This is a genomic window from Mycobacterium sp. 663a-19 (genome assembly GCF_035616495.1).
Classification (GTDB): domain Bacteria; phylum Actinomycetota; class Actinomycetes; order Mycobacteriales; family Mycobacteriaceae; genus Mycobacterium.
In genome coordinates this window covers 297347-316057 of the sequence record NZ_JAPJAV010000002.1, presented here as the reverse complement: position 1 = coordinate 316057, position 18711 = coordinate 297347, and the positions used below count along the sequence as shown (strand labels likewise).

The 18711-nt window shown below is 66.2% G+C and carries 18 protein-coding genes and 1 pseudogene; 14 read left to right on the top strand and 5 right to left on the bottom strand.

What is annotated here, in order from left to right; translation table 11 throughout:
- Nucleotides 1-28: 28 nt before the first annotated feature.
- The 8 genes and pseudogenes from OQ968_RS05810 (at nt 29) to OQ968_RS05775 (ending at nt 7668) form a co-directional block, all read left to right on the top strand.
- Nucleotides 29-1147, top strand: coding sequence for a virulence factor Mce family protein (locus OQ968_RS05810; protein ID WP_420715835.1), 1119 nt, complete (start codon nt 29-31; stop codon nt 1145-1147).
- Nucleotides 1148-2602 (top strand): MlaD family protein, encoded by a 1455-nt coding sequence (locus tag OQ968_RS05805; protein ID WP_324675619.1) that lies wholly within the window; start codon nt 1148-1150, stop codon nt 2600-2602.
- 50 nt (nt 2603-2652) lie between these two features.
- Nucleotides 2653-3255 carry a mammalian cell entry protein gene (locus OQ968_RS05800; protein WP_324675617.1) on the top strand — a complete coding sequence of 201 codons (603 nt, stop codon included), beginning with the start codon at nt 2653-2655 and terminating at the stop codon, nt 3253-3255.
- 191 nt (nt 3256-3446) lie between these two features.
- Nucleotides 3447-3911, top strand: a complete 465-nt coding sequence (locus OQ968_RS05795; RefSeq protein ID WP_324675949.1) for a hypothetical protein — start codon at nt 3447-3449, stop codon at nt 3909-3911.
- Between the two features lie 275 nt (nt 3912-4186).
- A complete protein-coding gene (locus OQ968_RS05790) occupies nt 4187-4879 on the top strand; it encodes a CAP domain-containing protein (RefSeq protein WP_324675616.1) in 693 nt (230 codons plus the stop codon).
- Between the two features lie 128 nt (nt 4880-5007).
- Nucleotides 5008-5400 (top strand): DUF732 domain-containing protein, encoded by a 393-nt coding sequence (locus OQ968_RS05785; RefSeq protein WP_324675614.1) that lies wholly within the window; start codon nt 5008-5010, stop codon nt 5398-5400.
- A 325-nt stretch (nt 5401-5725) separates the two neighbouring features.
- A pseudogene (locus OQ968_RS05780) lies at nt 5726-6826 on the top strand (lytic transglycosylase domain-containing protein); the annotation flags it as partial.
- A 206-nt stretch (nt 6827-7032) separates the two neighbouring features.
- Nucleotides 7033-7668: a TetR/AcrR family transcriptional regulator gene (locus OQ968_RS05775; RefSeq protein ID WP_324675612.1), complete on the top strand. Its 636-nt coding sequence runs from the start codon at nt 7033-7035 to the stop codon at nt 7666-7668.
- Here OQ968_RS05775 and OQ968_RS05770 read toward each other — a convergent pair.
- Nucleotides 7650-9074: a flavin monoamine oxidase family protein gene (locus OQ968_RS05770; protein ID WP_324675611.1), complete on the bottom strand. Its 1425-nt coding sequence runs from the start codon at nt 9072-9074 to the stop codon at nt 7650-7652. The two genes, OQ968_RS05775 and OQ968_RS05770, sit on opposite strands and share 19 nt — an antisense overlap.
- A 235-nt stretch (nt 9075-9309) precedes the next feature.
- On the opposite strand from OQ968_RS05770, the gene OQ968_RS05765 reads away from it, so the two are divergent.
- The 4 genes from OQ968_RS05765 (at nt 9310) to OQ968_RS05750 (ending at nt 14550) form a co-directional block, all read left to right on the top strand.
- Nucleotides 9310-11550: an MMPL family transporter gene (locus OQ968_RS05765; RefSeq protein ID WP_324675609.1), complete on the top strand. Its 2241-nt coding sequence runs from the start codon at nt 9310-9312 to the stop codon at nt 11548-11550.
- Nucleotides 11516-12190, top strand: coding sequence for a TetR/AcrR family transcriptional regulator (locus OQ968_RS05760; protein WP_324675608.1), 675 nt, complete (start codon nt 11516-11518; stop codon nt 12188-12190). The genes OQ968_RS05765 and OQ968_RS05760 overlap by 35 nt, the downstream gene beginning before the upstream one ends.
- A gap of 51 nt (nt 12191-12241) precedes the next feature.
- A complete protein-coding gene (gene trhA / locus OQ968_RS05755; protein WP_324675607.1) occupies nt 12242-12916 on the top strand; it encodes a PAQR family membrane homeostasis protein TrhA in 675 nt (224 codons plus the stop codon).
- A 134-nt stretch (nt 12917-13050) separates the two neighbouring features.
- A complete protein-coding gene (locus tag OQ968_RS05750; RefSeq protein WP_324675605.1) occupies nt 13051-14550 on the top strand; it encodes an FAD-dependent monooxygenase in 1500 nt (499 codons plus the stop codon).
- On the opposite strand, the gene OQ968_RS05745 is transcribed toward OQ968_RS05750, so the two are convergent.
- From OQ968_RS05745 to OQ968_RS05735, 3 genes are all read right to left on the bottom strand, one after another.
- Nucleotides 14547-14714 carry a hypothetical protein gene (locus OQ968_RS05745; protein ID WP_324675603.1) on the bottom strand — a complete coding sequence of 56 codons (168 nt, stop codon included), beginning with the start codon at nt 14712-14714 and terminating at the stop codon, nt 14547-14549. The two genes, OQ968_RS05750 and OQ968_RS05745, sit on opposite strands and share 4 nt — an antisense overlap.
- Nucleotides 14715-14716: 2 nt before the next feature.
- Nucleotides 14717-16075 carry a wax ester/triacylglycerol synthase family O-acyltransferase gene (locus OQ968_RS05740; RefSeq protein WP_324675601.1) on the bottom strand — a complete coding sequence of 453 codons (1359 nt, stop codon included), beginning with the start codon at nt 16073-16075 and terminating at the stop codon, nt 14717-14719.
- Between the two features lie 287 nt (nt 16076-16362).
- Nucleotides 16363-16938 carry a hemerythrin domain-containing protein gene (locus OQ968_RS05735; protein ID WP_324675599.1) on the bottom strand — a complete coding sequence of 192 codons (576 nt, stop codon included), beginning with the start codon at nt 16936-16938 and terminating at the stop codon, nt 16363-16365.
- 66 nt (nt 16939-17004) lie between these two features.
- Between OQ968_RS05735 and OQ968_RS05730 the strand changes: the two genes are divergently transcribed.
- Both OQ968_RS05730 and OQ968_RS05725 read left to right on the top strand, forming a co-directional pair.
- A complete protein-coding gene (locus OQ968_RS05730; protein WP_324675597.1) occupies nt 17005-17418 on the top strand; it encodes a nuclear transport factor 2 family protein in 414 nt (137 codons plus the stop codon).
- A gap of 53 nt (nt 17419-17471) precedes the next feature.
- A complete protein-coding gene (locus OQ968_RS05725) occupies nt 17472-17750 on the top strand; it encodes a hypothetical protein (RefSeq protein ID WP_324675595.1) in 279 nt (92 codons plus the stop codon).
- A 6-nt stretch (nt 17751-17756) separates the two neighbouring features.
- Here OQ968_RS05725 and OQ968_RS05720 read toward each other — a convergent pair whose 3' ends face one another.
- Nucleotides 17757-18704 carry an FAD-binding oxidoreductase gene (locus OQ968_RS05720; protein ID WP_324675593.1) on the bottom strand — a complete coding sequence of 316 codons (948 nt, stop codon included), beginning with the start codon at nt 18702-18704 and terminating at the stop codon, nt 17757-17759.
- Nucleotides 18705-18711 lie beyond the last annotated feature (7 nt).

The following is an 18711-nucleotide window of genomic DNA, read 5'->3' as shown; positions in this document are numbered from 1 at the left end:
CAGGCGGGGCTTGGTGGGACCAAGCCTGATGACGATCATTGTTGTTGCCGGGATAACTGGTTGCAGCTGGCGTGGATTGAACTCGCTACCGCTGCCCGGAACGCAGGGGCGCGGACCGGCTTCGTTCGTGATCCAGGCGCAGCTGCCCGATGTCGACAACCTTCAAACGAACTCGCGGGTGCGGGTCCACGACGTGACGGTCGGCACTGTGACGAAGATCGAGCGCCAGGGCTGGCATGCGTTGCTGACCATGCGCCTCAACGGTGACGTCCACCTGCCCGCCAATTCGACCGCCAAACTCGGCCAAACCAGCCTGCTAGGTTCGCTACACATCGAGCTGGCGCCCCCTGCGGACGGCCCCCCGCAGGGCGAGCTTCATGACGGCTCCCTTATCCCCTTGTCACGCGCCGGTGCGTATCCGCGCACCGAGCAGACACTGGCGGCGCTCTCACAGGTACTCAATGGCGGCGGGCTGGGCCAAATACAGGACATCACCGAGGCGTTCAGCACGGCGTTCCGGGGCCGTGAGCAAGACCTGCGAACCCTGATGAAGCAGCTGGACACCTTCACCGGCAACCTCAACGACCAGAGCCGTGACATCATCTCCGCCACCGACAGCCTGAACAACCTCGTCGGAAAGTTCGCCGCGCAGCAACTAGTCCTGGACCGGGCCATCAAGACCATCCCCGACGCGCTCGCGGTGCTCAACGACGAGCGGGAGAACCTCGCCGACGCATCCAGTGAGTTGAGCAAATTCAGCGCCCTGACCGTCGACACGGTCCGCCGTACCAAACAGAACCTGGTCAAAGAACTGCGGGCGATGGGCCCGGTGTTGGAGTCGTTCGCCAATGCCGGCCCCAGCATGACGCGATCGCTCAGCCTCCTGACCACCTTTCCTTACGCAAACGACACGCTCGAGAAAGTTCAACGCGGTGACTACGCCAACTTGACGATGATCATCGACCTCACCCTCAGTCGCATCGACAGTGGTCTATTCACCGGCACCCGGTGGCAGTGCAATCTGACCGAGCTGGAGCTCCAGTGGGGCCGCACCATCGGCCAGTTCCCCAGCCCATGCACGGGTGGTGGCCCATTCAACCGAGGCAATCCACTGACGATTCCGTATCGCTGGAACCAGGGGCCCTAGATGCGCTACCGACGAATCAAGTTCCAGCTGGCGATCCTCATCGCGGTCACGCTTGTCACGGCGGCATACACCTTTCTGCATGTCATCAAGTTGCCGGCTATGTTGTTCGGCGTCGGCCGCTACACCGTGAGACTGGAGCTGCCGCGCACTGGCGGGCTTTACAGCAGGGCCAATGTGACCTACCGCGGCAGCGAAGTAGGCCGGGTGCAATCTGTCCAGCTGACCAGCACGGGCGTCGAAGCCGTCCTATCGCTGAAATCCGGCATCCACATTCCCTCCGATCTCAAAGCCGAGGTGCACAGCGAAACCGCGCTCGGCGAGCAGTACGTCGAGTTGCTGCCGCGTACCGGCACGTCGCCGGCGCTCAAAGACGGCGACGTGATCGCACTGGCCAACGCGTCCGTGCCGCCCGACATCAACGGTCTGCTCACCGCGGTCAACACTGCTCTGCAGGCGGTGCCGCGCGACAACCTGAAGACCGTCATCGACGAGTCGTATACCGCCGTGGGCGGCCTCGGCCCGGAGCTGTCCCGCCTCGTCAAAGGCTCATCCGACCTGGCAATCGAGGCGCACAACAACCTCGACCCGCTGCTCGCGCTGATAGACCAATCGCAGCCGGTCCTCGACTCGCAGACCCACACATCTGACGCAATCCAGCAGTGGGCATCGCACATGGCCACGGTGACAACGGAATTGCAGACCCACGACGAGGCATTCACCGGCATGGTGGAGAACAGCGGCTCAGCGGTCGCGGAGGCCCAGCGACTGGTCGAGCGATTGCAGCCGACCCTGCCGGTTTTGCTGGCCAACCTGGTCAGCGTCGGCCAGGTCGGGGTCACCTACCGAAACGACATCGAACAAATCCTGGTGCTGTTCCCCCAACTGGTCGCGAATCACCAAGCGGCCATCGTGGCCAACGCGAATACCAAGCAGGACTACGCGGGCTTTTTCGCCAATCTCAATCTCAACCTCAATCTGCCGGCCCCGTGCACCACCGGGTATCTGCCGTCGCAGCAGAGGCGCAATCCCACGTTCGAAGACGCTCCGGACCTCCCGGCCGGCCTGCTGTACTGCAGGGTCCCCAAGGACTCACAGCTCGACGTGCGCGGGGCGCGCAACGTCCCATGCGAAACCGCGCCCGGCAAGAGCGCGCCCACGGTGAAGCTGTGTGAAAGCGCCGAGCAGTATGTGCCGCTCAACGACGGTTACAACTGGAAGGGCGACCCCAACGCCACTGTGTCGGGCCAAGACATCCCGCAACTGCTGCCTGGGTCTGCTCCGGAGGCTGCCGGGCCTGCCGGCCCGCCGCTGCCGATACCCGCGGCCGAGTACAACCCCGCCACCGGCACCTATATCGGGCCAGACGGGCAGCAGTACACCCAATCAGACCTGGCCCAAACCGCACCGAAGGACAAGACATGGCAAACGATGCTGCTCCCGCCGCCGGGCAACTAACAGCGATAGCGCGGGCCGACCGACCGCGACGGGAGGACGATGTGCACGTAGTGACCGATGTCGATCTCCTCCTGGATCCCTTGGACACTGACGGCGACATCGAGGACGTTGCGACTGAGTCCGACGCGGGCGGCGACGATCGTGTGCCAGACGTGCGGCCCAGAGAGGCCACGTCGCCGCTGCGGCCGGCGATGCGGTTCGGGGTGGCCGTCGTCGTTGCGTTGGCGGTGCTGGTGGGATGGTTCGGATTTCGTGTGTATCAGTCGCACCAGGCACTGGCGCAGCGAAATCAATTCCTCCAAGTGGCGAGACAGGGCGCGCTGAACTTGTCGACAATCGACTGGCGGCATGCCGATGCCGATGTGCACCGCATTCTGGACGGCGCGACGGGGGAGTTCTACGACGACTTCGCCAAGCGGTCACAGCCGTTCATCGAGGTGCTCAAGCAAGCCAAGGCGACCACAGTCGGGACGATTACGGAGGCCGGCCTGGAGTCGGAGACAGGCGACGCAGCCCAGGCGCTGGTCGCCGTGTCCGTACAGACGTCGAATGCCGGTGTATCCGAACAGGTTCCGCGCGCCTGGCGGATGCGTGTCTCCGTGCAGAAGGTCGGCGATCAGGTCAAAGTTTCCCACGTCGGGTTCGTGCCATGAGGTGGCCGAAGTTGCGCCGCGGCGGCTATCTGGGTGACACCCACTCAGCGGAGGAATCACCTGCCGAGCGGGTTCAGACAGTGACCGCTGACGAGGAGGCGACCGTGGCCCAAGCGTCCGCGGAGGCCGAGGAGGCAAACTACTATCGGCGTCCGACCGCTGCGAAGGGTCGCGTCCGTTGGTCGCGGACGATCGCCTACGGTGTGCTGCCGGGGCTGGCACTGATACTGGCCTCCGCCGCGGGCTTTCTGAAGTGGCAGGACGCCTCGGCCCGCGAGGCTGCGGCGGCCCGGACGGAATCCGTGCGGGTTGCCACCGAGAGCACGATCGCCCTGCTGTCCTACCGGCCCGACACCGTGCAGAAGGACCTGGAGGCCGCGCGTGGCCGACTGACCGGTACGTTCCTGAACGCTTACACCCAGCTGACCCACGACGTGGTGATCCCAGGAGCACAGCAAAAGCAGATCTCTGCTGTGGCAACCGTTCCGGCTGCTGCGTCGAAATCTGCGACCGCCAACCACGCGGTGGTCCTGCTGTCTGTGAACCAGACCATCATTGTGGGCCAAGATGCGCCGACCAGTACCGCATCCGATGTTCGGGTCACCCTCGACAAGGTCGGTGGTCGATGGCTGATCTCTCAATTCGACCCGGTCTGAGCCCATTACGATGCGCAACCGAGTAATGGATCGCATACTTCGCACGCTGCCAGCGCGTGTGGACTTCGCGTGGGCGGGGTTATTCGTTGTCGCGTCAACGGCGGTCACTCCGCGCTCGCGCGCGGGCGTTGCGGCCTATCTCGTCAATGCGACGTGCGGCCATAACTTCACCGACGCCACCCACGAACTGTGGGCCCGCACAGATCTGCCAATTGCGAGCCTCAGCAGCCACTACCAGCCACCGCTCGCTGGCGGCTGATAAGGAGGAGATCGACATGCCGTATCGGCCGTTCGCCCTGCCCGCCTTGGTAGGCGTCGCCGGCGTCCTACTGGGCACGCCCGCCGCATATGCCGATGGTGACAACAACACACTTGTCCCGAACAACAAGCGGCTCAACGACGGTGTGGTAGCCAATGTCTTCACCATGCAGCATCAGGCCGGCTGCACCAACGACGTTAGAACCAACCCGCAACTGCAACTGGCCGCCCAACGGCACACCCACGATGTGCTCAGCAACCGAAACCTCGACGGCGACACCGGATCTGACGGATCCACACCACAAGACCGCGCCAACGCCGCCGGCTATAAGGGAAAAGTGGCGGAAACTGTGGCGATCAACCCCGCTCTCGCGATCAGTGGTATCGAGTTGATCAACCGCTGGTATGACGACCCCGCCGATTTTGCGATCATGTCAGATTGCGCTAACACGCAAATCGGGGTGTGGTCGGAAAACAGTCACGATCGCACGGTGGTGGTAGCCGTCTACGGGCAGCCGCAGCGACTGGCGGACACAACCGGAGGTGGAGGGGAAACATCGCCTCTGAGTTCCCCGGGCGACAGGTCGCAGAATCTTCCGATTGATCCCAGCCCGGACTATGACGCCAGCGACGAATTCGAGTTCGGCACAAATTGGTTCGCCTGGATCCTGCGGGGTGTGTATCCGCCGCCCGCCTATCCGCCACAGTAGGTTAGAGTGCGATCTCTTAGGCACGAAACGTTTTATCTCGTCGACGCATTAGGCGCTCGCACGGGCGTTGCCGTCACAAAATCTGTCAACGACGTTACTTCCCGTAACCCCGCCCAAGGAACTCAGCCATGAAGCGCCGGAAGTCAGTGGTCCTCTTGATCGCGTTCTCCGCAGCCGTTGCCGGGGCCGTGCAGGTGTCAGCCGCCCGCGCGCATGCCGCGCCGGCACCCGACATCGAGTATCTCTACAACGTGACGGTGCGGCGGCACTACAACTTTCCCAACAATGATGCGATCGGTTACGGCCATGGGATCTGCGACAAAGTCAGTCGGGGTGGAGCGTACGCCCAAGTGATGAGTGACGTGAAAAGTGACGTGACCCCTAACGACGAATTCGCAGCCAACTACTTGGTTTCGTATGCAGTCAATCTGTTGTGCCCTGCTCAGATTTGGCAGCTTCGGAACTCGGCGGCGCACTACCAACCACCGAGCGGAGAAGGCCCGCCTAGTACCTACTACTGAAGCCAAGAGGAGGGCAAGGTCCGCTCTTCAGGGGGTGAGCCCACCACGGCAACGGCGAGAGGATGGCTTAGCAGGCAATGAAGGCGCTCGCGCTGAACGACGGCGGGATTCGGTACAAAGCCGTGCAGCCCAGGCTATTTCGGGAGAGGCCAGGTGTCGTATGTGGGTACCGCCCTCACGGCGACCAAGGACCCACGTTGTCGATTTCGACTCACCGAGGACGCTTGCGCCAGCACCGAGTGCGGCTGCGTGAAGGAGGCCCAAGATGGCACGTCACCGTCTGATACCCCACACTAAGCAACCCGCCTCGGCGAGCAGATCGTATATGCACTTGGTCGTTTGGGCGCTGCACCACCTCGGCCTCGCGGTGGTGTGCCAGCGGGCAATTCGCGCAGCACGGACGCCGACCGTGAGCGTCGCGGTGGTCACTCCCGTGGTACTCGCTGGCGCCGTGGCCGCCGCCGCTCCGCAAATTCACACGCCCACGGCCGCTTTGCGTGCTAACGGGACAATTTCTCCGGTGGCGTCTGCTGCCGCCGCAGGGAGCTCCCCGCCGGGCCCGGCAGTGATCACGGTCCCGCATGCACCGACCAGCTTTCGTATCGCGCCGGCTGCCGTCTCGGCTCCGCCACCGAGCGTGTCGGTCGGCGCGCCGGGTGCGCTGGGCATCCCGATGATCGCGCTGTCGGCCTACCGCAGCGCCGAACAGAAGATGGCCGCCGAGGCGCCGGGCTGCGGTGTCAGCTGGAACCTGCTCGCGGGGATCGGGCGCATCGAGTCCGGCCACGCGGGCGGCGGCGCCGTCGATGCGCGCGGCACCGCGGTCGTCCCGATCTACGGCCCGGCGCTGGACGGCACGCTGCCCGGCAACGAGGTCATCCTGCAGAGCAGCGTCGGCAACCGGGTCACCTACGCCCGCGCGATGGGCCCGATGCAGTTCCTGCCCGGCACCTGGGCGCGGTACGCCTCGGACGGCAAGGGCGACGGCACGGCCGATCCGCAGAACCTGTTCGACGCCACGCTCGCGGCCGCCCGGTACCTGTGCGCCGGCGGGCTCAACCTGCGCGACCCGGCGCAGGTGATGGCCGCGATCCTGCGCTACAACAACTCGATGCCGTACGCCCAGAACGTGCTGGGCTGGGCGGCGGCGTATGCGACCGGCGTCGTCCCGGTCGACCTGCCGCCGATCACCGGGCCGCCGCCCCCGCTGGGCGACGCCCACGACGAGCACCCGGAGGGGCTGGGTCCCGGCCTGCCGATGAACATCAACGGCCTGTCGGTCGACGATCCGATGGCGCGGATGCCGCTGATCGACTTCGGCCCGCCGCAGCCGCTCGGGCAGCCGCCGATGTTCCCGTGGATGCCGGCCAACACCCCGGTGCCGGGGCAGACGCGACAGCCCGGCTGCACGCTGATCTGCATCGGCCCGCAAAGCCACGCAAGTCTCCCGGAAGCCATTGCACCGCAATGAAACCCAACCATGTAGTCATGTGGCAGAGTGTCAAAAGGACGCGTCCGTCACAGCAGCGAGCGCAGGTCGTCGGCTAGCGAACCTCCGCCGACCTGTAGTTCGGTGGAATACCACGTTCTACTGATAAGATTTCGAATTGTGTTCGAGTTTAAAGGACGTCCATGAGCCGTGCCGCGCGGCTCATCGCCGAACGGGCCGAGCCGTCACAGTCTCGGGTGCAGCGCCGCGGAGTCGAACGCAGGCGCGCCATCCTGACCGCGGCCAAAACGATTCTGAGCGAGCAAGGCTACGCGGCGGCGACGCTCAAGGCGGTCGGTGACCGCGCGGGGATCCCGATCGCATCGATGTACCACTACTTCTCGGATCGCCACGACGTCGAGATGGAGCTGATTCGAGCACACCTCGGTGAACTGGACAAGCATGTCTCAGAGGTGCTGAGAACCAAGGAGATTCGAACCTTGGGCGACGCGACGGACGCCATCATCGATCCGTTGATGGAATACTTTCGGACACATCCCGACTGCGCCGAGCTGTGGTTCGCCGGACGGAACGAGGCCGTGACCGACCTGGTGCAAGCATTCGACGACGAGAAGTCGGAGTCGGTGTGGAGGATGCTGCTGGATCGGCACCTCGTCCGCGACGACACGCCCCTGCACGTGATCCGGTTGGCTTTCGAAGCCGGAAACCGCCTCTTCGACATCGCATTCCGGCGATCGCCAGACGGTGACGACGCGACGATGGCCGAGGCGCGCCGAATGATCACGGCCTATCTGGCGACCTACGCTCCGACCGGGTAGAGAGCGTCGGTAACCTCCTTGGCAACCCGTTCGCCGGCACGTACCGCGCCGTCCATGTAGCCCTCATAGGATTCTGTCGACGTCTCAGAACCCGCCCAGTGGACGCGCCCGATGGGCACGCTGACGGCATCGGTGCACTGGGTGAGCAGGCCCGGAGCGCGTGCACTCACGCAGCCCTCGATCCACGGTTCGTGCACCCAGTCCTTCTCGAGGAATTGTTGGGGCCGAGATGCCTTGGGTCCGAACAGCGTCGCGAAGTCGGCGAGAACGGCCTCGCGCCGCTGCTCGGGATTGTCGAGGACGGCGTCGTTCCACGCCAGTTCCGTACCGGAGCCGGCAGTCCCGATGAATGTCAGCAGGATGCCGACGCTGCCGTCGGGCGGCGAATTGTCGACGACGAACGACGTTGTCGGCAGATCGGCGATGGCCTGCCCGTTCAGGCCCTGGTCCCGCCAGAACGGCCCGTCGTAGACGGCGAGGGCTTTGATCGCGGTGCCGTTGTGCCACTTGCGTTGCAGGGTTGCCCGGCGGACGGGAAGGTCGGGGCGGAAGCGGATGCGCTCAGCGTCGGCGGGCGCCATGGCGACGATCACCCGTCGGCAATGTAGGTGTGCCCGAGCCGATTTCACGACGACACCGTCGTGCGATTGCGCGACCTCGGACACCGGCGTGTCGAGCATCACCCGCTGGCCGAGGTCACGGGCCATCCGCAACGAGACGAGTTGGGAGCCGCCGGTAACGCGTGATTCCTGGGATCCGCCGGTGATGCCCATCATGTGTTCGACGCCGCCGCACGTCTTGATGGCGTGGAGAACGCGAAGCAGTGAGCTGTTGTGCGGGTCCTCGCCGAGGATGGTGGTGAACGCGAGGGTCAGCAGCCAACGCGCTTCGTCCGTCAACGCGTTCCTGTCGAGCCAATGGCCGAAGGTGGTGCCGTCCCAGGTGACCGCCTTGGCCGCAGCCCATGGCGTCGCGCCCGGCACGCTCGCCGCCATCCGTTCCAACCGCGCTTGCAGCTCGATGTAATCGAGTTTGGCCCGAAGCCGCAGCGGGGGATTGTTGCCCGTGTACGTTCGTCGCCTGCCCCGGAACTGGTAAATGGCGTGGCCGGTGACGTAGGTGTCGAACGTCGACAGCCCCAATTCGTCGATGAGAGCGGAGATCCGCTCCTGACCGGGCCCGATCCATTGACCGCCGCCCTCGGTGATCACCCCGTCAGCGACGTCGAGGTTGACGGTGCGCCCTCCGACGCGATCGCCGGCCTCCAGCACCAGCACGTTGACCCCCGCCTCGTGTAGGCGCCTGGCTGCGGTCAGACCGGAGATCCCCGCCCCGACGACGACGACGTCCGCGTTGAGTTGAGGCGCCTCTTCGGTCGCCTGAATTCGGTTGTGCGCGTTGCCCATGTGGTCAGACCCGGCACATCTCGCCGGCCGCGCCGATGAAAACCGCTCGTTGTGTCGGCACGCCCCCACCGTCCTCAACCCGAACCAGATTCGGGTTTGAATCTAGGGGGCCGAGGCGGCGACGTCAACCCCGCGCCAAGGCCGAGTCGATGTGACGCGGCCGGGGGCGGAGCCCTTGACGGCCTAGAGTAGCGTCGCTAACGTAGCGTCGTTACCTTATTGGCGGGGGATGCTGATGCTGGAACGTTTGACGCGGTTTGTGGTCGCGGCTCCGCGACTGGTGTTGGGAGCGGCGTTGCTGATCGCGGTCGCCGCCGCCGTGTTCGGCCTCCCCGTCACGAGTCACCTTGCCGCGGGCGGGCAGCAGGATCCGACGTCGGAATCGGCGCGGGTGGCGCGGATTCTCGTCGAAAAGTTCGGCATCAGCGAACAGTCGCTGGTGTTGATGCTCAGCAGCGACCAGGGCGCGAGAAGTCCCGCGACGACGAAGGTCGCCGGCGAGCTGGAAGGCGAGTTGCGCCGCTCGGGCGTGGTGCTGAACCTGGCTTCCGCGTGGAACGCGCCACCGCCGGTTGCGGCGGGGTTGTTCAGCAAGGACGGCAAGTCGGGGATGATCGTCGCCGGGCTGATCGGGGGCGAGAACGACGCACAGAAGCACGCCACCCGGTTGATCAAGACTCTCGGCCATGACCGCGACGGTGTATCGGTGCGTGCCGGCGGGATGGCCACCATTTACGGTCAGATCAACAAGCAGACCGAGCGCGACCTGATGACGATGGAATCGATCGCCATCCCGGTGACTTTCGTTGCGCTGGTGGCGATTTTCGGCGGCCTCAACGCGGCGCTGCTTCCGCTGGTGGTGGGGGTGTTCTCCATCGTGGGCTCGATGTCGATACTGCGCGCCCTGAGCTACTTCACCGATGTCTCGATCTTTTCGCTCAACCTGACCATCGCGATGGGGCTCGGGCTGGCGATCGACTATTCGCTGCTGATCATCAACCGCTATCGCGAAGAGGTCGCCGCCGGGATGGCCCGGGAGGATGCGCTGGTGTTGACCATGCGCACCTCGGGACGGACGGTTTTGTTCGCGGCCTTGACGGTGGCCCTCTCGCTCGTCTCCCTGGTGCTCTTCCCGATGTATTTCCTCAGGTCGTTCGCCTACGCCGGAGTGGCGGTCGTGGGCATGGGCGCGGTGGCCGCGCTGTTCATCGTTCCCGCGGTGATCACGCTGCTCGGCGATCGTATCGACGCCCTCAACATCCGGCCGTTCTTCCGGCGCATCCTGCGCCGCCCCGAGCCCGTCGCCGCGGCGATCACCGACACGTTTTGGTACCGGACCGCCAAACACGTTATGGCACAAGCTGTTCCGGTGGCCCTGGCCATCGTCGCGATGTTACTGCTACTGGGATCGCCGTTTCTTCACGTGAAGCTCGGCTTCCCCGACGATCGGACGCTGCCCGCGTCGGCGTCGGCGCGCCAAGTGGGAGACCAATTGCGCACCAACTTCAACAACGACGATGCCACCAACCTCTCCATCGTCGTCGAGCACGTGAAAGGACCCGGGAGCCGGCAGCTCGACGGGTACGCCGCTGCTCTCTCGCGTGTGCAGGGCGTCGCGGCCGTTTCGGCACCAACCGGGGCCTACGTCAACGGAAACAAGGCCGGCCCCGCGCTGACGCCCACCGGAATCAACGACGGCACGGGGCTTTTCACCGTGCGGACCACCGCCCAGCAGTACACGGCGGGAGCCAAACGTCAGCTCGACGCGCTGCACGCGATACCCGCGCCCGCGGGCACGGATGCTCTGTTCGGCGGTGGAGCGCAACTGGATCGCGATGCCGTCAACGGCATATTGTCCCGGCTGCCATGGGTGCTGAGCATCATTGCCGTCGTGACCTTCGCGCTGTTGTTCATGCTGACCGGATCGGTGGTCCTCCCCCTGAAAGCGTTGGTCCTCAACCTTTTATCCCTCACGGCCACGTTCGGGGCGCTGGTGTGGATATTCCAGCAGGGGCACCTGGGCGCGTTGGGCACCGATCCCACCGGGACGATCACCTCGAACATGCCCATCCTGATGTTCTGCATCGCGTTCGGCCTGTCCATGGACTACGAGGTGTTCCTGATGTCCCGAATCCGCGAGTACTGGATGAACTCCTGCCGCACCCGTGCCGACAACGACGAATCGGTCGCCCTCGGGGTGGCCCGCACCGGTCGCGTGATCACCGCCGCCGCGGTGATCATGTCGATCTCGTTCGGCGCGCTCATCGCCGCGCAGGTGTCGTTCATGAGAATGTTCGGCGCCGGACTGACCATCGCAATCCTGATGGACGCCACCGTCATACGGATGCTGGTGGTACCCGCCTTCATGCGGATCCTGGGCCGCCTGAACTGGTGGGCGCCGCCGGCGCTGGCGCGATGGCACGCACGATGGGGTATCACCGATGAGCCACTCGAACAAAACGCCTACGCGTCCTGAGCCGCGCCGGCAGCGACTGCCCAGGGGATCGGGCGGCCAGCTGCGCGAGCAAATCATCGACACCGCAACGGAACTGATCATCGCGTCGGGAGACATCAAGGCGCCGTCCACCCGGGAGGTGACCCGCGCCCTGAACATCTCCGCGCCCTCGCTCTATCGGCACTTCGCCAACAAGGACGAACTCCTGGACGCCGTCTGCGCGAAGTATTACCGCCAGCTCGGCGAGGTCATGCAGGACGCGATACGCGACGTCTCGAATGCCCTGGAGCGCCTGCACATCCTGGGCATGACCTACGTGCGCTTCGCCGTCGCGACACCGCTGATGTATAGGGTGGCCACCGGCGCTCCCCCGCGGCGCGGCAGCAACTTCGACGAGACGCTCATCAGCTCGGCCTTTGTCCACCTCCGCGAAACCGTGCAGGAACTCATGGACCAAAAGTTCTTTCCGCCAGGTGATCCCGTCAAACCCGCCCTGCAGCTCTGGGCCGCGGCGCACGGTGTCGCCTCGCTGCTGATCGCCAAGCCCTACCTGCCCTGGGGGGACGCCGAGGCCTTCACCGACAGCGTCCTGCGCGCCGTCTGCGTCGGGCAGGCGGTCGACGGGCTGGACCTGTCGGGGCTGCTGCCGCGTCGGCTGTAACGAATCGCGCGGCGAAACGATATAGGCAGGAACCCGTCACGAGGGGGACCGATGAGCCATCCGCCGTTGGCCAGCGACGACACTGGACTGGCCAAGCCGCGGATGCGGGGCTGGATCCACCAATACTGCGCCATCGCGGCCGTCATCGCGGGCCTGCCGCTGGTGGCGGTGTCATGGGCGGCGGTATCCAAGCGGGCCGGCCATTCGACGCTGACGTACACCCTGGCGATCGTGGCGTTGTTCGCCGTGAGCGCGGTCTATCACCGCGTCGACTGGGAGTCGGCGGTGTTGCGGAATTGGATGAGGCGGCTCGACCACTCGATGATCTTCGTGCTCATCGCCGGCAGCTATACGCCCTTCGCGAGGCTGGACATGCCGCGCGGCACCGGCCATCTGGTGCTGGCGATCGTATGGGGCGGCGCGGCGGCCGGAATCGCGTTGACGTTGTTCTGGCCGATGGCCCCGCGCTGGCTGGGCGTGCTGCTCTATCTGCTGCTGGGCTGGGTGGCGGTCTGGTATGCGGGAATGATCCTGCACAACGCCGGCGTGGCCGCGACGGTGCTGCTGGCCGTCGGCGGCGCGCTGTACAGCATCGGTGCGCTTTTCTACGGGCTGCGCTGGCCCGACCCCTGGCCCACGACGTTCGGCTACCACGAGTTGTTCCACGCGTTCACCGCGGTCGCGGCGATCTGCCAATACATCGCGATCTGGCTGGCGGTCTTCTAAGACGGGTCGAGGGCCGGCGAGTATTTTGCCTCTCACCTTCAACATATAGCGGACCCGGGGGCTTGCGGCAAGACCGGGGTCATGCCGCAAAATCGCTGGCCTAAGCCAAAACTCAGCGAATCGGGGGGTTGCGAATGCGCCGACAGGCCGGGGTGTCCAATCATGCGGTGGTGGTCGTCGGGGCCGGCCCCACGGGGCTGATGCTGGCCGGTGAGTTGGCATTGGCGGGCGTCGACGTCGCGATCGTCGAGCGGCGCGCCAACCAGGACGTCATCGGCTCGCGTTCGGGCGGATTGCACTCGCGCACCATCGAGGTCCTCGACCAGCGCGGCATCGCCGATCGTTTCCTGTCGGAGGGACAGGTTGCCCAGGTCGCCGGGTTCTCCCAAATCCGCCTGGACATCAGCGACTTTCCCACCCGGCACCCCTACGGTCTCGCGTTGTGGCAGAACCACATCGAGCGCATCCTGGCCGGCTGGGTCGGCGAGCTGGCGGTGCCCATCTATCGGGGACGGGAGGCGACGAACGTCGCGCAAGACCGCACCGGCGTCGACGTCGAAACGGCGAGCGGCAAGGTCGTGCGGGCGGAGTATCTCGTCGGTTGCGACGGCGGGCGCAGCCTGACCCGCAAGGCGGCCGGCATCGACTTCCCGGGTTGGGATCCGACGACGAGCTACCTGCTCGCCGGCGTCGAAATGGCCTTCGAGCCGGGCCGGGAGCCGCAATGGGGCATCCGACACGACGCCCTCGGCGTCCATGCGCTCAGCGAGTCCGTGGATGGGGGGCCGGTTCGGGTCATGGTGACCGAGCGGCACCTGCGGTCCGGCGGCGAACCCACCCTGCGTGATCTCAGCGAGGCACTCGTCGCGGTCTACGGCACCGACTACGGAATCCACAGTCCCAGTTGGATTTCCAGGTTCACCGACATGACGCGGCAGGCCGCGGCCTATCGCAGCGGACGCATCCTGCTGGCCGGCGACGCCGCCCACGTGCACCACCCGATAGGGGGACAGGGCCTCAACACCGGCGTGCAGGACGCGGTGAACCTGGGATGGAAGCTGGCCCAGGTGGTCAAGCGGACGTCGTCCGACAGCCTCCTCGACACCTACCATGCCGAACGGCACCCGGTCGGTGCGCGGGTGCTGCGCAACACGATGGCGCAGATGGCCCTGCTTCGGCCGGACGACCGCACAAAGGCCTTGCGCGACACCACCTCCGAGCTGCTCGGCATGGAGGAGCCGCGCAAGCGCTTCGCCGCGATGATGTCCGGACTGGACATCCATTACGACCTCGGTGAGGGACACCCGCTGCTCGGGCGCCGCATGCCCGACCTCGACCTGGCCACCGCAACCGGGCCGCTGCGGGTCTACCCCCTGCTGCACGAGGCCCGGCCGGTGCTGCTCAACCTCGGTGAGCCCGGCGGTGTCGACATCGGACCATGGGCCGACCGGGTTCGACTGGTCGACGCGAAATACTTTGGCGGCTGGGAACTTCCGGCGCTCGGCGCGATCAGCGCGCCCAGCGCCGTGCTGATCCGGCCCGACGGGTACGTCGCCTGGGTGGGCGTCGGATCAGGGCTTGGGCTCGCCGACGCGCTCACCACCTGGTTCGGGGAGCGCAGCGTCGGGTGCTAACGGGTGCTCTCGTCGGGCAGGTCGTGCCGGGACTGATGCAGACCGGGCGCATCCGGGTCATCGTGCTGATGTTCCAGCTTGCCCTGCCGGTCTCGCTGCTCCTGGGTCGGCTTCCTGGCGTCCTTGGGCCGCGCGGCCGGGGTGGTGTCGATTTCGTCATCCATGGTCACACACCGACGGCGCGCTCCAAGTCCTTCAGGGACGTGTCCAAATGACCCAGCAGCCGCTGCAGGTGGGGGACGCTGCGACGGCAGCCGACGAGACCGAAGTCCAGGTTGTCGGCGTTGTTGGTCACGGTGATGTTGACCGCCTGCCCGTCGAGCGGGATCGACAGCGGATAGTTTCCGTTCAAGCGCGAGCCGCGCCAGTACAGCGGCCCGGACGGGCCGGCCGAGACGTTCGAGATGACGACGTTGAACGGTGGTGACGCGGTCGAGAGATAACCGGGGATCAGTCCCAGGAAAAGTCCACCGATGTTGAACGCCGACACCGCCAACTGCTGCACCGGGGGCAGCTGCTGAAAAACCTCCTTGGTGTCGCGGATCGACGTGCTGATGATCTCCAGCCGCTTCGCCGGGTCGTCGACGTTGGTCGCCAGGTCGCACAGAAAGGTCCCGACCATGTTGCCGCCGCGGTCGTCGTCGCCCTTGCGCAGGTTGACCGGCACCATCGCGGTCAGCGGGGCATCCGGCAGCGCGTCCTGCTCGATGAGGTAGCCGCGCAGGGCCCCCGACGACATGGCGAGCACCACATCGTTGACCGTCACCCCGGCGGCCGACTTGACCGCCCTGATGCGGTCCAACGACCACGACTGCGCCGCCACCCGGCGAGCGCCGCCGATGCGGACGTTGAACATGGTGCGCGGCGCCCGGAACGGAAGGGTCAGTTGCTGTTCGAGCAGGGCGGCGCGCGCGAGCTTCAACGTGGACGGGGCCAACGCGAACGCCGACGCCGCGGTGCGGCCGACACGATCGAGCGGCGAGGGCCGTTTGCGCGGTCCGCTCCTCTTGCGTGGGGCGAGGGTCCACGGAACGCGCACCTCGTCGTCGGCGGGGTCATCGGTCAAGGCGCGCTGCATCAGCCGCAGCGCCGAGACGCCGTCCATCAGGGAGTGGTGGTATTTGGTGTAGACGGCGTACCGGCCGTCCTGCAGGCCCTCGACGAGGTGGGCCTCCCACAGCGGGCGGTGCCGGTCGAGCAGGCTGCTGTGCAACCGGGAAACCAGCTCCAGCAGGTCGCGGATCTGTCCCGGCTCGGGCAGGGCCGAGCGGCGGAGGTGGTAGTCGAGATCGACGTCCTTGTCGAACGACCACGCGAGGTTGGTGACGCCGCCGAAGAACGCCGGATGCTTGCGGAACGTCGGTTGCACGTCCGTGCACTCGAGCATCGCCTGATAGGACTCGCGGACGAAATGCGGCCCCGCGTCCACGGGCGGTTCGAACAGCTGCAGCGAACCCACGTGCATCGGGTGTTCGCGCGATTCGCCGATGAGGAACAGCGCATCCGTCGGCGATATCGGTTCCATGGTCGTCGTCCTCGTTTCCTGCGGCCGTGTCGTCCTCTATCTACGGTTATCCAAAAAAGGCGCATGTCACACTCGAATAAGCGGCGCGGTTTACCGGCGTGGCGCCGCGGGTACCCCAACGCGCGATCGAGCGGCCGGACTACCTTGCAACGCAACCGATCAGCCGTGCGGCCGCTAGCCGCTGACAGCTTTCGCCGAGCGTGAAGCTATTGCGAAAATCGGCTCACATTTCGCAGCAGCTGCACGCTCGGCGCGGCCGGTAGGCGCGGCTGGTAGCGCCTGACGGCTCATTGGCCCTTCAGGCTGCCGATGCGGAGCGAAAAGTCGGTGCGTTTGGACGGCGGCGTTTCCTCGAGCTTCTCGACGTAGCGTTCGGGGTCGCGGTCGATGATCGGCAATCCCTCGGTGGTGGGATGCTGCTCCATGAATTCGCTGTATTGCCGGCCGAGCGCCTCGCGCAGGCCGATCGGGGCGTGGCGGCGGAAATCCGACAGGCCCTCGCGCTCCTCCTCGCTCATGTGGTCGTCGTTGGCCACCCGGGTGCGGCCGACCGCCGCCCACCACTGTTCGCTGCCGACCGGGGCCGCGTTGGCGTCGCGCACCCCGTCGCGGATGTCGTTGTGGTCGCCGATGGCGTCGAGCGTCTCGCCCTCGGGATCGTTGGCGCCCCGCTTGAGCAGTTGGGGGTAGAAGATCTTCTCCTCGATGTAGGCGTGCACGTCGAGCTTGTCGCCGAGCGGCCGCCATACCCGCTCGAGCGCAGCGTGGTTGTCCGGCGTCCGCTCCTGCAGGTCGTCCAGCTTGGCGAATTGCTCGCGGAACCAGTTATGGTCGGCGAGGATCAACTCGGTGATGTCAGCCACTGCGGCAATGGTGTCCGATGTCCTAGCGTCAATCAAGCGGTCCCATTCGATGATGCGAGGTGCCCGATGCATCCGTTCCGCAAGGCAGTCGAGGAGCACGACGAGGCGGCCATCCAGGCGATGCTCGCCGACGACGTGGTGTTCACCAGCCCGGTGGCGTTCAAGCCCTACGTCGGCAAGCCGATAACCGCGGCGCTGCTGCGCGGCGTGCTGCGGGTCTTCGAGGACTTTCGCTACGTCCGCGAAATCCACGACGCCAACGGCCGCGACCACGCCTTCGTGTTCGAGACGACGGTGGCGGGCAAGAAGATCACCGGCTGCGACTTCCTGCACTTCAACGACGACGGCCTCATCGACGACTTCATGGTGATGGTGCGGCCGCTGTCCGGCGCGACGGCGCTGTCGGAGGCGATGGGCGCCCAGTTCGACCGGATCCAGCAGGAGGCGATCGAACTGGCGGCAGGCCCCGGCCCGGTTTGAAATCGGCTGATTTGGTGTACAAATACCACTACCGAGATCCGGGAAGGCAAACGATGAAGCGAATTGCGGCCGCCATGATCGCCGTCGCCGCGGTGCTGTCCGGCGCGTGCTCAGCGTCGCAGGTCATCAACACCGGCGGCGACACCAAGTGCAAGGACTTCACCACGCAGGACGAGAAGAAGCAGAACGACGAAGTCAGCAAGATGCTCAAGGACAAGAGTGGCGCCGATCCGACCAACATCGAGATCTCGGCGACGCGGCTCTCGGCGTTGACGTACTGCCAGACCGTGGGCAAGCCGGACACCAAGATCTCCGAGGCGCCCCACGGCTAACGGCTCTTAGGCCAATGTCAAGTCGCCGGGCAGCTCGTCGCCCAGCGCGGCCTCGGCGAGCAGCTCACCAAGCAGCGGCCCGAACTTCATCAGGTTGCTCCCGACGAACGCGACGACGCGACCGCGCCGCGCGACGGTCCAGCCGTCGCCGCCGGGGTCGAGCCACGGGGCGCGAACCGTGAAGCAGTCCACCCGGCCCACCGGCGAGAGCGACGGGAACAGGGCGCGCACGGTCGCCGGGTCCGGCGCCTCCTGCCCGAAGGCCCAGCGGCCGGTGCTGCCGAGCGGCAACCCGTAACCCTCGGGCGCCAAAAGGCAAGCGGCGCCAACGGCATTCGCGCCGTCGTAGGTGAAGCGAGTGTGCGGGGCGAACTCGACGCCGAGGGGCCCGAACAGCGCCGGCGTCTGGACGCCCACGCAAACGAGCACGCCGTCGCCCCGCACCACCGTGCCGTCGGCAAGTGCCACCGTGCCGTCGTCACCGACCGACGCGACCTCGCCCCGGCGAATCGTGACCCGCCGCGCCACCGCGCCCAGCGCGCGGCGGATGCGCAGGCTGCCGCCGAGCGGGTCGAACACCCCGGTTTCCCACGGCGCGGCCAGAAACGGGATGCGCGCCTCGATCTCGCGGCGGTCGACCCAGGAGAACGCCGCGCCCGCGTCGGTCATTGCCGTGGCGGTTTCGTCGGGCGCGGCCACGGATATGAAGCCCTCCGAGCCGAGCAGCCGCCCCGCGCCCAACTCGGCCTCCCAGCGCTGCCAACCCGTTCGGGCCCTGATCGCGAGCCCGCACAGCGCCGGGCGCCGGTGCGCGATCCGGAAGATGCGCGCCAGGCCCGCCGACTGCTCGGCGAACGGTTCACCGCGCTCGAACACGATCGCGTGCTCCCCGCGCCGCGACAGTTCGTAGGCGGCCGCGAGCCCGCAGATCCCCGCCCCGACGATGACGATCACGTGTTCA

Bases quoted from the DNA above. Each gene is read 5' to 3' on its own strand.
- OQ968_RS05810 (WP_420715835.1), top strand. From the start codon at position 29: ATGACGATCATTGTTGTTGCCGGGATAACTGGTTGCAGCTGGCGTGGA.
- OQ968_RS05805 (WP_324675619.1), top strand. From the start codon at position 1,148: ATGCGCTACCGACGAATCAAGTTCCAGCTGGCGATCCTCATCGCGGTC.
- OQ968_RS05790 (WP_324675616.1), top strand. From the start codon at position 4,187: ATGCCGTATCGGCCGTTCGCCCTGCCCGCCTTGGTAGGCGTCGCCGGC.
- OQ968_RS05785 (WP_324675614.1), top strand. From the start codon at position 5,008: ATGAAGCGCCGGAAGTCAGTGGTCCTCTTGATCGCGTTCTCCGCAGCC.
- OQ968_RS05775 (WP_324675612.1), top strand. From the start codon at position 7,033: ATGAGCCGTGCCGCGCGGCTCATCGCCGAACGGGCCGAGCCGTCACAG.
- OQ968_RS05770 (WP_324675611.1), bottom strand. From the start codon at position 9,074: ATGGGCAACGCGCACAACCGAATTCAGGCGACCGAAGAGGCGCCTCAA.
- OQ968_RS05765 (WP_324675609.1), top strand. From the start codon at position 9,310: ATGCTGGAACGTTTGACGCGGTTTGTGGTCGCGGCTCCGCGACTGGTG.
- OQ968_RS05760 (WP_324675608.1), top strand. From the start codon at position 11,516: ATGAGCCACTCGAACAAAACGCCTACGCGTCCTGAGCCGCGCCGGCAG.
- trhA (WP_324675607.1), top strand. From the start codon at position 12,242: ATGAGCCATCCGCCGTTGGCCAGCGACGACACTGGACTGGCCAAGCCG.
- OQ968_RS05750 (WP_324675605.1), top strand. From the start codon at position 13,051: ATGCGCCGACAGGCCGGGGTGTCCAATCATGCGGTGGTGGTCGTCGGG.
- OQ968_RS05745 (WP_324675603.1), bottom strand. From the start codon at position 14,714: ATGGATGACGAAATCGACACCACCCCGGCCGCGCGGCCCAAGGACGCC.
- OQ968_RS05740 (WP_324675601.1), bottom strand. From the start codon at position 16,075: ATGGAACCGATATCGCCGACGGATGCGCTGTTCCTCATCGGCGAATCG.
- OQ968_RS05730 (WP_324675597.1), top strand. From the start codon at position 17,005: ATGCATCCGTTCCGCAAGGCAGTCGAGGAGCACGACGAGGCGGCCATC.
- OQ968_RS05725 (WP_324675595.1), top strand. From the start codon at position 17,472: ATGAAGCGAATTGCGGCCGCCATGATCGCCGTCGCCGCGGTGCTGTCC.